The following is a 964-nucleotide window of genomic DNA, read 5'->3' as shown; positions in this document are numbered from 1 at the left end:
CAGACTGGTGGTTAATTGACGCTCACAATTTTTCCAAAGTCGCCGACAATTCTCTAGCCAACTAAAAGATCGTTCGACTACCCAACGTTGGGGCATGACTTCGAATCGATGCAACTCATTGCGCTTCGCAACCTGCACGGTTGCGTTTAAATTACTGGCTACATCGAGCTGAAAATTAACGCCTGAATAACCACCATCAACTAAGACATTTTGAACCTGGCGTAAATGCATGGCATGTAAAGCGATCATTGCACTGGCCCCGTCTCGATCAGAGACGTTCGCTCGCGTCATGTGAATGGCCTGCGGAAAGCCATTGATATCAACTGCCAGATGGCGCTTAATCCCCGAGATTTTCTTACCAGCGTCGTAACCTTTGTTTTCAGCAGTAGCGGTGTTTTTGACGCTCTGAGCGTCAACGATAATAAAGGAAGTTAAAGCTGAACGTCCTTAGTAAGTTCGCCGAGCAATGACAATTTTTTTTAAAACTTGTTCCAATAAAGAATCAGCCGTAGGCTCAGCTTTAGTTGACCAAATTTTGTAATAGTTGTAAACTGACCGCCATTCTGGGAAATCACCGGGGACTTGACGCCATTGGCAACCGGTTTTCAAGACATATAGGACCGCACAGAAGACCTCGTAGAGGTCATATTTTCGAGGCTTAGTTCGCTTACGAAAATTTTCTAAAGCTGGTCGAATTAATTCAAATTGTTGCCGAGTAATATTGCTGGGATAATTTTTCATAGCTTAAACTCGCTTTTTACATAGAAGTATATCAAAAATCATAGATCTTGGACAGCTTCTAAGGATGTGAGTGTCACGGGAATTGTGCCAAGTGATAGTGGAAAATTTTGGAACAAGGCATACAGATCTATAATTTTTAAAATTTTAATTTTTTTCCTTTTCTTTTTCGGAAGTTTGTCAAATGGTGTTGAAGGATAGTTTCTATCCTTTGGAGATCTCCTCG

The 964-nt window shown here is 41.6% G+C and carries 2 pseudogenes; both read right to left on the bottom strand.

Going from position 1 to position 964, the window contains the following annotated elements:
* Nucleotides 1-741 (bottom strand): annotated as a pseudogene (locus tag FC82_RS16475) (IS5 family transposase); the annotation flags it as partial.
* Nucleotides 742-779: 38 nt separating this feature from the next.
* A pseudogene (locus FC82_RS17145) lies at nucleotides 780-964 on the bottom strand (hypothetical protein); the annotation flags it as partial.

The organism is Secundilactobacillus collinoides DSM 20515 = JCM 1123 (assembly GCF_001435975.1).
Taxonomy (GTDB): domain Bacteria; phylum Bacillota; class Bacilli; order Lactobacillales; family Lactobacillaceae; genus Secundilactobacillus; species Secundilactobacillus collinoides.
Note: the sequence above shows the minus strand (reverse complement) of the source record. Positions and strands in the feature narration are given on the sequence as shown.